The organism is Lactivibrio alcoholicus, assembly GCF_055390895.1.
Map to the genome: position 1 here is coordinate 3,095,058 of NZ_AP042471.1, position 13,222 is coordinate 3,108,279.

At 56.8% G+C, this 13,222-nt stretch carries 6 protein-coding genes; all 6 read left to right on the plus strand.

Annotation, left to right across the window (positions count from 1 at the left end; genetic code table 11):
- Positions 1 to 12: 12 nt before the first annotated feature.
- A complete protein-coding gene (rpoB, locus tag ACZ5IU_RS14220) occupies positions 13 to 3,612 on the plus strand; it encodes a DNA-directed RNA polymerase subunit beta (RefSeq protein ID WP_464418453.1) in 3,600 nt (1,199 codons plus the stop codon).
- Positions 3,612 to 8,588: a DNA-directed RNA polymerase subunit beta' gene (gene rpoC, locus ACZ5IU_RS14225; protein WP_464418455.1), complete on the plus strand. Its 4,977-nt coding sequence runs from the start codon at positions 3,612 to 3,614 to the stop codon at positions 8,586 to 8,588. The genes rpoB and rpoC overlap by 1 nt, the downstream gene beginning before the upstream one ends.
- A 409-nt stretch (positions 8,589 to 8,997) precedes the next feature.
- The gene (gene rpsL / locus ACZ5IU_RS14230) at positions 8,998 to 9,375 is read left to right on the plus strand and encodes a 30S ribosomal protein S12 (RefSeq protein ID WP_464418457.1); all 378 of its coding nucleotides are present in this window, start codon (positions 8,998 to 9,000) and stop codon (positions 9,373 to 9,375) included.
- 38 nt (positions 9,376 to 9,413) lie between these two features.
- On the plus strand, positions 9,414 to 9,884 hold the full coding sequence (rpsG, locus tag ACZ5IU_RS14235) for a 30S ribosomal protein S7 (protein ID WP_464418459.1): 471 nt from the start codon (positions 9,414 to 9,416) through the stop codon (positions 9,882 to 9,884).
- A gap of 40 nt (positions 9,885 to 9,924) precedes the next feature.
- Positions 9,925 to 11,988, plus strand: a complete 2,064-nt coding sequence (gene fusA / locus ACZ5IU_RS14240; protein ID WP_464418461.1) for an elongation factor G — start codon at positions 9,925 to 9,927, stop codon at positions 11,986 to 11,988.
- Positions 11,989 to 12,015: 27 nt separating this feature from the next.
- Complete coding sequence (gene tuf, locus ACZ5IU_RS14245) at positions 12,016 to 13,218, plus strand: elongation factor Tu (RefSeq protein ID WP_464418343.1); 1,203 nt, start codon at positions 12,016 to 12,018, stop codon at positions 13,216 to 13,218.
- Positions 13,219 to 13,222 lie beyond the last annotated feature (4 nt).

The following is a 13,222-nucleotide window of genomic DNA, read 5'->3' on the forward strand; positions in this document are numbered from 1 at the left end:
GTCATCGGTCCCATGCCCGAGTTCGTTCCCGTAGGGAGGAAGCGTCAACGGTTGACCTTCGGTCGCGCCCGCGATTTGGTCGAAATCCCCGATATGATTGAGGTTCAGCGAGATTCATACCGCTGGTTCTATCAGGATTCGGTCCATCCGGATGAGCGCGCTGAGCAAGGGCTCCAGGAACTTCTCCACGAGGTTTTTCCGATCGAAAGTTACGATGGCTCCTTTGCGCTCGAATTCGTGAAGTACTTTCTCGACGAGCCGAGCACCGAGGAAGAAGAGGCTCGTCAGAGGGACCTGACGTGGTCCAGGCCGATACGGTCGACGATCCGTCTGGTCAACAGAAAGACCATGGAAATCAAGGAGGAAGAGATCTTCCTCGGAGACTTCCCTCTGATGACCAATCGGGGGACATTCATCATCAACGGGACCGAGCGTGTCGTCGTCAATCAACTTGCGCGTTCCGCAGGAGTGTATTTCACGAAGGACGAACAGGTTCCGGGGCAGGAATCGTATTCGGCGAAAATCATCCCCGATCGAGGGGCATGGCTTGAGTTCAGCCTGACTCCCGGCGATATGCTTTCGGTGAACATCGACAATCGGAAGAAGATTCCCGTGACGATCCTCCTGAAGGCGTTCGGAGTCCGGAACAACGATGAGATTCTCGCGAAGTTCGACGCAAGAGAGATCGAAGTCGACCTCGACGAGGAAGAGCTCAGGGGGCGATTGACGGCTTCCGCGATTCTCGACCAGGAAGGCAACGTCGTCGTCGCGAGAAATGACCGTCTCACGAAGGAGCATCTCGAAAGAATAGCGGCGCTCGGACGCACGAAGGTATCCGTATGGGATATCGACAGCTCCATAGCGGCCACGATCGAAAAGGACAGAACCTCGAGCACCGACGAAGCCAGCTTGGAAATGTTCCGCAGGCTGCGTCCGAACGAGCCCGCTCGGATTGAAAACGCCAGGGAATATATCCACAGCCTCTTCTTCGACACGAGGCGCTACAATCTCGGTCGCGTCGGACGGTACAAGATGAACCGCAGACTCGGCATTTCGGTTCCTGAAGACCAGCGCCTGCTGACGTTCGAGGATGTCAAAAGCATCATTCTCGGGCTCATCAACCTGAAGAATCCGGAAGCCATGGATGATGACATCGATCATTTGGGGAACAGGCGCGTCCGGTCAGTGGGAGAACTCCTTCAGAACCAGATCCGCATCGGCCTTCTCCGGATGGAACGAATCGCACGCGAACGCATGACGACGATCCCCGATCTCGAAAAAGCCATGGCGCGGGACCTGATCAACGTCCGCCCGATTGCGGCCGCGTTGCGCGAATTTTTCGGTTCGGGGCAGCTCTCGCAGTTCATGGATCAGACAAACCCGCTGGCGGAAGTGACACATCGCCGCCGGCTCTCGGCTCTCGGCCCAGGAGGTCTGAGCCGGGAGCGCGCGGGATTCGAGGCGCGCGATGTCCACTATACGCATTACGGACGGGTATGTCCGATCGAAACGCCCGAAGGGCCGAACATCGGTCTCGTGACGTCCCTCGCGACGTATTCCCTGCTCAATGAATACGGATTCCTGATGACACCGCGACGGAAAGTCGTCGACGGACGCGTCATCGACGAGATCGTCTATCTGTCCGCCGACGAGGAGGACAATGCGTACGTCGGTCGCGCGAACACGCCCCTCGCGCCGGACGGAACGATCCTCGAGGAGGAAAGTCACACCCGGTTCCGTTCGATGATCGTGACGGTTCCGAAAGAGGAGGTCCAGTATCTCGACGTTTCGCCGAAGCAGATCGTGTCTGCCTCGACAGCTCTGATTCCCTTTCTGGAGCATGACGACGCGAACCGGGCGCTGATGGGATCGAACATGCAGCGTCAGGCGGTACCGCTGATCAGTCCGGAAGCTCCTTTCGTCGGAACCGGGATGGAACACAGAATCGCGAAGGATTCCGGGTCCTGTGTCGTATCGGAGGAAGACGGCATTGTCGACTATGTCGATTCATGTACAATAGTCATTCGTTCCGGCGAGAATGGCGAACGGCGGAAGGAATACAAACTCGTGAAATTCCGTCGGTCGAACCAGGGGACCATCATCCACCAAAGCCCCATCGTCTGGAAGGGCGATCGTGTCCGCGCAGGGGATATCATCGCCGACGGCCAGAGCGTCGACGATGGCGAACTTGCCCTTGGGCGGAATGTTCTTGTCGCCTTCCTGGCCTGGGAGGGATACAACTATGAAGACGCAATCCTTCTGAGCGAGCGCCTCGTAAAGGAGGACATGTATTCTTCGGTGCACATAGAGGAATACGAAATCGAGGCGCGGGATACCAAGCTCGGCCCCGAAGAGATCACGCGCGACATTCCGAACGTCGGCGAGGATATCCTCAAGAACCTCGACGAAGATGGCATCATCCGTGTCGGAGCGGAAGTCAACGCTGGAGACATCCTTGTCGGAAAGGTCACTCCCAAAGGTGAATCGGATCAGACTCCTGAAGAGAAACTCCTTCGCGCCATCTTCGGAGAAAAGGCACGCGAGGTCCGGGATACGTCGCTTCGTGTTCCCCATGGAGCGCGCGGAAAGATCGTCGCGGTCAAAAAGATGACGCGGGAGGACAATCCGGATGCGCTGAGCCCCGGCGTCAACCAGGTCGTCAAGGTTTACGTCGCACAGCTCCGCAAGATCACGGTCGGGGACAAGATGGCCGGACGTCACGGAAACAAGGGCGTCGTGTCGCGGATCATGGCAGTCGAGGATATGCCGTATCTGCCGGACGGTACGCCGTGCGACATCGTTCTCAATCCCCTCGGCGTCCCGAGCCGTATGAACCTCGGGCAGGTGCTCGAAACGATAATGGGATTCGTTGCGGTCCAGAACGGCTGGCATGTTGCGACGCCGGTTTTCGAGGGAGCGAAGGAAGAGGAAATCTTCATGCACCTCAAGACCCTTTCGGAAACGAAGTTCCCCGATCTGACGAACGACGGCATGATCACCCTCTACGACGGTCGCACGGGAGTGCCGATGGAAAAGAAGGTCACGGTGGGGTACATGTACATGCTCAAACTCATCCACCTCGTTGACGACAAGATCCATGCGCGTTCGATTGGTCCGTACAGCCTTATTACGCAACAGCCCCTTGGCGGGAAGGCGCAGTTCGGCGGGCAGCGTTTCGGAGAAATGGAAGTCTGGGCGCTCGAAGGATATGGCGCTGCGAATATCCTTCAGGAAATGCTCACGGTCAAGTCGGACGACATTCGCGGACGTCTCAAGACATACGAGCGTATCGTCAAGGGGCAGAATCTCTCGAAACCCGGAGTTCCCGAAAGCTTCAGGGTCCTTGTCAAGGAGCTGCAGGGATTGGGACTTGATGTCGAAGTCCAGTATACGGACGGCACGATCGGAGAGTTGATCATGGAGGAGGACGAGGATGAGATGTCGCATTTCGTTTCCCGACCTTCCTTCGTCGCCGGGAAGGAACATGTGATGGAAGAACCTGCGGCGCCCGAAACGAACAAGGACGATATCGAAGGTCTTTCCGAAGAACTTTTTCACGGAGATCTCACTTCATTCCCTGAAGACGTCGAATCGGAGGGGGAGGACGAATAATGTCGAAACGTGAAATTGTCGGTGTCCGGATCAAGCTCGCAAGTCCGGAGCGGATTCGAGAGCTGTCGAGCGGCGAGGTCAAAAAACCCGAGACGATCAATTACAGGACACTCCGTCCCGAAAAAGACGGCCTTTTCTGTGAACGTATCTTCGGACCGACGAAAAGTTACGAGTGCGCGTGCGGAAAATACAAGCGCAGCGGCCCGAAGTTCCGGGGGATCGTGTGTGACCGTTGCGGCGTAGAGGTAACCGACAATCGGGTTCGCAGGGAGCGCATGGGACATATCGAACTTGCGGCTCCGGTCGTCCATATATGGTATCTCCGGGGAATCCCGAGTCGTCTGAGTCTCCTCCTTGGGGCGAGCACGAAGGATCTCGAAAAGGTTGTTTATTTTGCGCCGACGCGCAGGCTCGAGGAGGCGTACAAGATCGTTTCCGATGGCCGGAGGACGGATCTCGCGCGAAAAGGCGACGTCATTTCCGAAAAGGAAGTTAAGGTTCACACTCATTACGACCCAACGAAATTCAAGGCGGAAAAAGCATATAAAGTTGTTTCCGTCAACGATATCCCGGTTCGCGATGGGGATGTCGTCACAGCGCAACAGCTGGCCCGCTACAAAACCGAATATGGCGACGATCTGTTCAAGGCGGAACCGGCGTTCGAGCTGCAGATTGTTCCCGAAACCCTCCATTACAGGGTCGGGGATCTGATCCCGCAATCGGAATACCAGCGACTTCTGGCCCTGGAGCTTGGCGTCGACGCGAATCGCGCTCTTCAGGGCAATCAGGAGGCATTTATCATTACTGCTGCGGCGCGACTGCCGTTCGCGAAGAATGACGTGATTTCCGAGACGGAACTCCAGTCGTTCAGCCAGAAATATCCGGGACGTTTTACTGTCCAGCAGGAAAAGATCACGGTCGAGGACCCCTGCTACATCGTCATTGAGGAGGGGACCTCGCCGTTCGTGGTTGCGGACATCATCCTCGAGCGGGAGTATCGGCTCTGTTCGCTTTACGACAAGAAGTTCGAGGCCGGGATCGGCGCAGAGGGAGTGAAAACGCTTCTCGAGCGGATTGACCTCGAGTTGCTCGCCGGGTCGCTTCGCGAGGAGATTTCCGAAAGTACGGGGCAGAAAAAGAGAAAACTCATCAAGCGGTTGCAGGTCGCCGAGGATTTCAGAAAGAGCGATTCTCAGGCGACGTCGATGATCCTCGAAGTCCTCCCCGTCATTCCGCCCGATCTGCGACCGATGGTGCAGCTCGACGGAGGGCGATTCGCGACGTCCGACCTCAACGACCTCTATCGCAGGGTCATCAACCGGAACAACCGGCTTCGGAAGCTCCAGGAGCTGCACGCGCCGGAGATCATCGTCCGGAACGAAAAGCGCATGCTCCAGGAGGCCGTCGATGCCCTCATCGATAACGGCCGCATGGGCAAGGCGGTCCTAGGGGCCGGAAACCGGCCGTTGAAAAGCCTGACGGATCTGCTTCGAGGAAAGAAGGGCCGTTTCCGGCAGAATCTTCTCGGAAAGCGCGTCGACTATTCAGGCCGCTCGGTCATCGTCATCGGGCCGCAGCTCCGGCTCTATCAGTGCGGTCTGCCGAAACAGATGGCACTCGAACTTTTCAAGCCGTTCGTTATCCGCCAGCTTGTGGAGCGGGGGCTCGCTCCGAACGTGAAGAGCGCAAAACGCCTCATAGAACGCGGCCGCGATGAGATATGGGGAATTCTTGAGGAGATCATCCGCGATCACCCCGTTCTGCTGAATCGTGCACCAACATTGCACCGGCTCGGGATTCAGGCGTTCGAACCGGTCCTTATGGAGGGGAAGGCGATTCGCCTTCACCCGATGGTCTGCACCGCGTTCAACGCGGACTTCGACGGAGATCAGATGGCCGTTCACGTTCCGTTGTCCATCGAAGCCCAGGCCGAGGCACGGCTGCTGATGCTTTCCGCGAGCAATCTGATGTCTCCGGCGAGCGGAAAACCGATCGTCATTCCGACACAGGATATCGTCCTCGGAATTTTCTATCTGACTGACCTTCGCCTCGGAAAACTGGGCGAAGGAATGCGTTTCGGCAGTATCGACGATGTCCTGATCGCAGTGGATCATGGGGTCGTCAATGTCAACTCGAAGGTGTTCCTGAAAGCGGATTCTTCGTGGAAAGTCGCAAACGACAGAAACGGATGGATCGAAACGAGCCCCGGGCGCGTGCTCTTCAACAGCGTTCTGCCGGCTAAGCTGAGATTCATCAACAAGCAGCTCGGAAAGAAGGATATCGGTAAGCTTATTGACGACGCGTACGAGGTCGTCGATCGCGTATCGATCGTGAAAACCCTCGATGCCGTGAAGACACTGGGGTATCACTGGGCGACGATGAGCGGAATCAGCTTCGGGGTCAATTCCATCATCATCCCTGAGCAGAAAAAAATTGTGACAGACAAGTCGCTTGAACAGGACGAAGAACTCAAGTCCGAATACAACATGGGTATCCTGACATCGGACGAATATCTGTTTCAGAAAGAGACTCTCTGGTCGGAGGCGTCACGGACGATTGCCGACGGCATACTCGAAAACATGGAGCCGGACAACCCGATCCGAATGATGGTCGACTCCGGCGCTCGCGGAAGCAAAAGCCAGATGGGGCAGATGGCGGGTATCCGCGGACTGATGTCGGACCCGTCGGGACGCATCATCGACTATCCGATAACGGCCAATTTCCGCGAGGGATTGAATATGCTCGAGTACTTCCTTTCCACGCACGGCGCAAGAAAGGGACTCGCCGATACGGCTCTCAGAACGGCCAAGTCGGGATACCTCACCCGGCGTCTCGTCGACGTTGCGCAGGATATTATCGTCACAGGGAAGGATTGCGGAACGGACAAAGGCGTCCGCATCCGACCGCTCCTTCAAGACGGAAAGGTCATGATCTCGCTTTCGGAACGGATCATGGGTCGGACGGCACTCGAAGATATACTGCACCCCGCGACGGGAGTGCCCATTGTCCGAAAAGGAGAGCACATCACGCCCGTAATCGCCGACGCAATCGAAGCGGCGGGCATCGATACGGTGTGGGTGCGCAGTCCGCTGACGTGTACGTTCAGGAACGGGGTCTGTCAGAAATGCTACGGAATGGACCTTTCGGCGCGCAAAGAAGTGCCGGTCGGAGAAGCCGTCGGCGTCGTCGCGGCGCAGTCGATCGGCGAGCCCGGAACACAGCTTACAATGCGGACGTTCCACACTGGAGGAGTCCGGCTTACGGGAGAGGACATCACGCAGGGTCTTCCTCGGATCGAACAGCTGTTCGAAGTCAGACGTCCGAAAAAGATCGCCTATCTCGCGGAGGTTGACGGCAGGGTGACGGAAATACGCGAGATGGAAGGAAAGCGGAAGGTCATCATCGCTCCGGAGAACCCTGAGGAAGAAAAGGCCACCTTCACGATCCCGACGTCGCAGCGGCTTCTGGTCGAGGAAGGGCAGGAGGTAAAGAAGAACCAGAGGATCACCGAGGGCAATATCGACCCGCAACAGCTTCTGGAGGTCGAAGGCATCGAAGCGGTCCAGACGGCACTTGTCGACGAGATTCAGGAAGTGTATCGGTCGCAGGGAGTCTCGATCAACAACAAACACATCGAGGTCATTCTCAGGAAAGTCGCCCCCGTCAACAGGATGCGCGTCGTTGAAGAAGGAGACACGGGATTCGTTGCCGGAGACCTTGTCTGGACGGATGAGATCGAAAAAGAAGATACGGCGATCGGAGAAGAGAACGAACGTCACATCGCGGAGGCAAGCGAAGTCCTTTCGGCAAAGACATTGCGAAGCGCCGAAAAGGCCGGAGAGGCGGTAAGCGTGCTGTTCGGTCGGACGCTTGACGAATCCGCGCTCCGGACAGTTCTCAAGCCCGGAAACATGATTTCCGAGATGGTTGTCGAATGGGGAGACGGAAAGGATTGTCTCGTCATCGTCGGAGAGGCGGCGTTCAGGAAGCGTCTTGAAGGGATGGAACTCGTCGAACCGTTCGTCTCGGCAGACGGAAAGGAAATGCCTGCGGGATCCGAACTGACACCGGGAAGACTCGGGATCATCACGGCGAACCTGCCCGTCCCGATCGTCGTCCGTGAGACCGGAACGCTCGAGAAACTCGTCGACGCCGCGTATCTTGCCGAAAAGGTCGTAGTCGGCGATACGATCGTTGCCGAGGCGGACAGACTCATATCGCAGGATGCAATTGCCCGGCTCAGAGAAGCGAAAGTACGTTCCCTGCGAGTGTGGCACTCGGTCGAACTCGTACATCTGCCGGATGTCGTCCGTGAAAAGATCAAGACGGATCTCTGGGGCAAGGCCGTCACGAAGGCTGTCGATGTCAGGGGAAACCAACTGGAGGACGGCCCGCAGATCGTCGACGAACGCGTACTGAAGGGATTGCTCGAGGGAGAATTCGCCGCCGTCGAGATTGAGGACGGGGATATCGTCACCTACGAACGTCTCGTCAGAAAGTACCTGTCGGAGCGGGTGTACGGCAAAGTCCTTCTGGAGCCGGTCCGTGATCTCTCAGGCGCGGTCCTCCTTGAGCCGGGGCAGGTCGTCGACCATGACAAGATAGAGGTTATCGTCCGTTCGGGTGTACAGGATCTGTCAATGCGCCCGATGTCCGGACGCTCCGAAGAAAAGAAAATCATCCGGAGAGTGTCGTTCGTCAGAAAGCTTCGCGAGGGGCCAAAATGCAAGCCCTTCGTCCATGGGATCACGAAGGCGGCTCTGGCGACAGACAGTTTTCTGAGCGCGGCTTCTTTCCAGCAGACGGCGCAGGTTCTTGCGGGAGCGGCTGTCAAGGGAGAGCTTGATCCTCTCAAGGGACTCAAGGAGAACGTCATCATCGGACATCTTATTCCGGCAGGAACAGGGGACGAGCGGTTCAAAGGCATCGCGGCAATCGTGAAGGAAGAGGGCGGGGACACGGAACAAGGCGCGTGACACTTGTCTCGCACGTAACAGAATCCGATTCGGTGTGCAAAAGGCGCAAACAGTCCTTGACACTGCTTTGCGCCTTTTGATATCATTCCATGGTGCTTTCGCACTGGAGGTGTAGTTGTGCCTTTATGCGAGCTTGCGACGTCGAGGCGGATCGTCGGAGGAAGGCAGGTCCGTCGTGCGATCGAAGACAATGTTCTTGTAAAGATTTTCGTAGCTCGAGACGCCGACCCGAGACTGGTCGCCCCTCTGATTGAAGAGGCGGGGCGGAAATCGATTCCGGTTGAATGGGTCGAAACAATGGTTCTCCTCGGACGGGCGAGTGCCATCGACAGAGGAGCGTCAGTGGCTGGAATTCGGGTGCGATCAGAAGAGCCCCGTGACATTAAAGACTGAGGAAGGAGGGAGTTATGTGCCGACAATCAACCAGCTGGTGAGGAAGGGACGTACCTCCAAAAGAGAGAAATCGGATGCTCCGGCGCTTCAGGGAAATCCGACGCGGCGTGGTGTGTGTACCCGTGTGTATACGGTGACGCCGAAGAAGCCTAATTCGGCTTTGAGAAAGGTCGCGCGTGTTCGTCTGACCAATGGCATCGAAGTTACGTCTTATATCCCGGGGATCGGTCACAACCTGCAGGAGCACTCCGTTGTTCTTGTTCGTGGAGGCCGCGTCAAGGACTTGCCGGGTGTCCGGTATCACATCGTCCGCGGAACGCTCGACTGCGGCGGCGTCGAGAATCGCAAGAAGGCGCGGTCGAAGTATGGCGCCCGACGCCCCAAGGCGTCCTAAAGACGTTATCTTTCGGGATTTGAGGAGGGGAAGTTTCCGTGCCGCGAAAAGGGCATATATCCAAGCGTCCGTCGACGCCGGATACGCGATTCAGTGATCTGGCGGTCACCAAATTTGTTCATGGCCTGATGCATGAAGGGAAAAAGAGTACGGCCGAACGCGTATTTTACAAAGCGCTCGAGATAGCGGGCGAGCGAGTCGGCGCCGAGCCGTTCGCCGTATTCCAGAAAGCGATGGACAATGTGAAGCCGATCGTTGAGGTTCGTCCGCGACGCGTCGGAGGGGCGACGTACCAGGTTCCGGTTGAGGTTCAGCCCGAGCGTGCGCAGGTTCTCGCGATTCGCTGGATTCTCTCGTATTCCCGTTCCAAGAAAGGGATTCCGATGTCTGAAAGACTTGCCCGCGAGCTCGTCGATGCGTACAAGGGCGAGGGCGCTTCGATGAAGAAGCGCGAAGATACCCATAAGATGGCTGAGGCGAATCGCGCGTTCGCACACTACCGGTGGTAGTGTGAAAGACGCGAAACGCTCGGTGAGATGGTGAGGGTGCATGGATCGCATTGAAATCGGAAAGATTCGCAATATAGGTATCGCGGCGCATATCGACGCCGGAAAAACGACAACCACCGAGCGAATCCTGTTCTATACCGGACGGAACTACAAAATGGGCGAAGTCCATGAAGGCGCTGCCACGATGGACTTCATGGAGCAGGAGAGGGAGCGTGGGATCACGATTTCCTCCGCTGCGACGACATGTTCATGGCAGGATTGTTCTATCAATATTATTGATACGCCCGGGCACGTGGACTTTACGGTCGAAGTCGAACGATCAATGCGGGTTCTTGACGGAGCGGTTGCGGTCTTCTGTGCCGTCGGCGGAGTCGAACCCCAATCCGAAACTGTCTGGAGGCAGGCGGACAAATATTGTGTCCCTCGAGTCGCGTTCGTCAACAAGATGGACCGGATCGGGGCGGACTTTCAGTCCGTCGTGCGGGGGATAAGGGAAAAGCTCGGCGCTGTACCTGCCCCTCTTCAGATACCGATCGGATCTGAAGAGAGTTTTTCGGGGATGATTGACCTCGTCGGGATGCGCGCGGTGTACTATACCGACGAACTTGGAACTGAACCCCATATCCGGGAGATTCCTGAGGATTATCTTGACGAGGCTGCTGTGGCGCGAGATCGTCTCATTGAGGTGTTGTCCGATTTTGATGAGCGGATCATGGAGCTCTATCTCGAGGAAGCGGAGATTCCGGAAAATTTCCTCAGGGAAGCGATTCGCAAAAATACGATCGCGCTTCGTATCGTTCCGGTTCTGTGTGGGTCGGCATTCAAGAATAAAGGCATCCAGTTGCTTCTTGATGCGGTTGTCGACTATCTTCCCAGTCCGATCGACCTCCCACCGGTCGTGGGGATCGATCCGGAGACAGGCGAGGAAGTCCATCGAAAAAGTTCGACTGGCGATTCGTTGACGGCGCTTGCGTTCAAAATCATGGTCGATCCCTTTGTCGGTCGTCTCGTTTTCACACGTATCTATGCCGGACTTCTGACAAAGGGAATGACGGTTTACAACCCTACGACGCGAACCCGCGAACGTATCGGCCGAATTCTCCGGATGCACGCGAATAAGCGTGAGGAGATCGAGGAAGCCGAAGCCGGAATGATCATCGCTCTGCCGGGATTAAAGGCAACCCGGACCGGCGATACTCTTTGTATCGAAGATGCCCCCGTCGTTCTTGAGAAGGTCGAGTTCCCCGATACTGTCATATCTCTGGCTGTCGAACCTGCGACAAAGAACGACAAACTCAAGTTGACGAAGGGACTTGTTTCCCTCGCGGAAGAAGATCCGACGTTCAAGGTTCGGACCGACGAGGAAACGAGCGAGACGATTATCTCCGGGATGGGAGAGCTTCATCTCGAAATTATCGTCGATCGCCTCAAGAGGGAATTCGGCGTCGATGTCAGGGTCGGTCGTCCCCAGGTGTCGTATCGCGAAGCGATCACGCGTGCTTCACGCGCCGAGGGGAAACTCGTCAAACAGACAGGCGGACGAGGACAGTACGGTCACGTGGTGTTTGAAATGGAGCCGCTTGAAGATGGCAAGTCGTATGAGTTCGTCGACGCGATCGTCGGAGGAACGGTTCCGAAGGAATATATCGCGGCGGTTCAGAAAGGGCTCGACGAAGCGATCAATAATGGCGTTCTTGGCGGGTATCCGGTTATCGGACTTCGGGTAAGGCTCGTCGACGGGAGTTACCACGAGGTCGACAGCTCAGAAATGGCGTTCAAGATCGCCGCTTCCATCGGTTTCAAGGAAGCGATGCGAAAGGCCGGTCCGATACTCAAGGAACCCATCATGAGTGTCGAGGTCGTGACACCGGAGGATTACGTTGGCGATGTTATCGGTGACCTCTCTTCGCGGCGAGGTCATGTCGAAGGAATGGAAATGAGGGCGAACACGAGAGTCATACGTGCTTTCGTCCCGCTTGCGGAAATGTTCGGGTATGCGACGGACCTCAGAAGCAAGACTTCCGGACGAGCGTCGTATTCGATGCAGTTCCATCACTACGACCGGGTTCCGGATGAAACTGCCGAGAAGGTACTGAAAGCATAGGAATCGAGACGGATAGGAGGGTGCATTATGGCGAAGGAGAAGTTTGAGAGGACGAAGCCGCATCTGAACATAGGGACGATCGGGCACATCGACCATGGTAAGACGACATTGACGGCGGCGATCACGAAGTGTCTGGCGACGGCGAACATGGCGCAATTCACGGCGTACGATCAGATAGACAAGGCGCCGGAGGAGCGTGAGCGGGGGATAACGATCAACATTTCGCACGTCGAGTATCAGACGGAGCACCGGCATTATGCGCACATCGACTGCCCTGGTCACGCGGACTACATCAAGAACATGATCACGGGTGCGGCGCAGATGGACGGAGCGATCCTGGTGGTATCGGCGGCGGACGGTCCGATGCCGCAGACGCGGGAGCACGTATTGCTTGCGCGTCAGGTGAACGTGCCTGCGATCGTGGTATTCATGAACAAGACGGACCAGGTGGACGATCCGGAGTTGCTGGACTTGGTGGAAATGGAAGTCCGGGAACTGCTGAGCAAATACGAATTCCCCGGAGACGACATTCCGATCATACGCGGATCTGCGTTGAAAGTCATGGAAGAGGGGAAGGGGACGAAGGACGATCCTGTGAGCAAGTGCATCTGGGACTTGATGGATGCGTGCGACAGCTACATCCCGGCGCCTGTGCGTGAAGTCGACAAGCCGTTCCTGATGCCGATAGAGGACGTATTCACGATCACGGGACGAGGGACGGTCGTGACGGGCAGGGTCGAGCGAGGGATGGTCAAGGCCGGAGAAGAAGTGGCGATTGTGGGGATGAAGCGTGACATCATCAAGACGGTAGCGACGTCGCTGGAGATGTTCCGGAAGCTTCTTGACGATGCGATGGCAGGAGACAACGTGGGGATCCTGCTTCGCGGCATCGACAAGGAGGGAGTGGAGCGGGGGCAGGTACTGGCGAAGCCGGGATCGATCACGCCGCACACGAAATTCAAGGCGGAAGTGTACGTATTGAAGAAGGAAGAGGGCGGAAGGCACACGCCGTTCTTTGCGGGATACAAGCCTCAGTTTTACTTCCGGACGACGGACGTGACGGGTGGAATCAAGCTTCCGGATGGAGTGGAGATGGTGATGCCGGGAGACAACGCGACGTTCGAGGTGGATCTGATAGTGCCGATAGCGATGGAAGAGGGGCTGCGTTTTGCAGTTCGTGAGGGTGGCCACACGGTAGGCGCCGGCGTCGTCACCAAAATCCTGGAATAGGAAG

What these genes read in the sequence shown, in the direction of transcription:
- rpoB (WP_464418453.1), top strand. Translation starts at nt 13, where the DNA reads ATGCCCGAGTTCGTTCCCGTAGGGAGGAAGCGTCAACGGTTGACCTTC.
- rpoC (WP_464418455.1), top strand. Translation starts at nt 3,612, where the DNA reads ATGTCGAAACGTGAAATTGTCGGTGTCCGGATCAAGCTCGCAAGTCCG.
- fusA (WP_464418461.1), top strand. Translation starts at nt 9,925, where the DNA reads ATGGATCGCATTGAAATCGGAAAGATTCGCAATATAGGTATCGCGGCG.
- tuf (WP_464418343.1), top strand. Translation starts at nt 12,016, where the DNA reads ATGGCGAAGGAGAAGTTTGAGAGGACGAAGCCGCATCTGAACATAGGG.